Raw genomic sequence first — 1,064 nt, forward strand, 5'->3', positions numbered from 1 at the left:
ACGGGGGCGGGTCCGGATCAGGGGCATGGGGGCCGAGGAACGTGGAGGACAGGGTGCGGGTGGTCATCGCCGAGGATTCGGTGCTGCTGCGGGAGGGCCTGACCCGGTTGCTGACCGACCGTGGGCACGAGGTCGTGGCCGGCGTCGGTGACGGTGACGCGTTGATCAAGACCATCGCCGAGCTGGACGGGGAGAACCAGCTCCCGGACGTCGTGGTGGCCGACGTGCGGATGCCGCCGACGCACACGGACGAGGGGGTGCGGGCCGCGGTGCAGCTGCGCAAGACGCATCCGGGCGTCGGCGTGCTGGTGCTGTCGCAGTACGTGGAGGAGCGCTACGCCACGGAGCTGCTCGCCGGTTCCAGCCGTGGCGTCGGTTATCTGCTCAAGGACCGGGTGGCCGAGGTCCGTGAGTTCGTGGACGCGGTGGTGCGCGTCGCCCAAGGCGGTACGGCTCTGGATCCCGAGGTGGTCGCGCAGCTGCTGGGGCGCAGCCGCAAGCAGGACGTGCTCGCGGGGCTCACCCCGCGGGAGCGGGAGGTCCTGGGGCTGATGGCGGAGGGCAGGACGAACTCGGCGATCGCCAGGCAGCTGGTGGTCAGCGACGGCGCCGTGGAGAAGCACGTCAGCAACATCTTCCTGAAGCTGGGGCTGTCCCCGAGCGACGGCGATCACCGGCGGGTGCTGGCCGTTCTCACCTATCTCAACTCCTGAGCGAGGACGTCTCGAAGTCGTGTCCAACATGCGAATCACCCAGGGAAGGCGACCCTTACGGACGTAGGGTTTATGCGGGGAAGGCCTGCGGGAAGGCCGTCCCGGACAGCCGCCCTCGAGGAGGTCCAGTTCAGTGACCAGCCAGGTCAGCAGCACAGCGGAGCAGGCCGACGGAGCAGTCGTAGGGGAACAGCGCGCAGCGGCGGGTGCGAAGGACGTCCGCCGGCTCGACCGAGTGATCATCAGGTTCGCGGGGGACTCGGGTGACGGTATGCAGCTCACCGGTGACCGTTTCACCTCGGAGACCGCGTCGTTCGGCAACGACCTCTCCACGCTGCCGAACTTCCCGGC

1 protein-coding gene and 1 pseudogene are annotated in these 1,064 nt (G+C 69.1%); both read left to right on the forward strand.

What is annotated here, in order from left to right; all coding sequences use genetic code 11:
• The first annotated feature begins 53 nt into the window (after positions 1-53).
• Positions 54-713, forward strand: a complete 660-nt coding sequence (locus B7767_RS34575) for a response regulator transcription factor (protein ID WP_306298025.1) — start codon at positions 54-56, stop codon at positions 711-713.
• Between the two features lie 133 nt (positions 714-846).
• Positions 847-1,064, forward strand: a pseudogene (locus B7767_RS34580) (2-oxoglutarate ferredoxin oxidoreductase subunit alpha); the annotation flags it as partial.

The organism is Streptomyces sp. 13-12-16, from assembly GCF_002114215.1.
GTDB lineage: Bacteria > Actinomycetota > Actinomycetes > Streptomycetales > Streptomycetaceae > Streptomyces.